A 221-nucleotide genomic window follows, 5' to 3' on the forward strand; every position below is an offset into this window, starting at 1 on the left:
GAGCGCCCGCGAAACAGGACGAGAACCCGCGCAACGCCACCGGGGCCCGCGGACGTGCGAGCTGGCCCCCGGACGGCGGCGTGCCGACTCGGGTGTGCGGGGCGACTTCGGTCGCGCGGGCTGGGTTCGGGTCCGCGGGTCCTGCAGGAGCCGCAAGCCGGATCCGGACCAGCGAGCAGCCACGAGCGCCCGCGAAACAGGACGAGAACCCGCGCAACGCC

This window comes from Granulicoccus phenolivorans DSM 17626 = NBRC 107789 = JCM 15570 (assembly GCF_000423085.1).
In the GTDB taxonomy this organism is placed as follows: Bacteria; Actinomycetota; Actinomycetes; order Propionibacteriales; family Propionibacteriaceae; genus Granulicoccus; species Granulicoccus phenolivorans.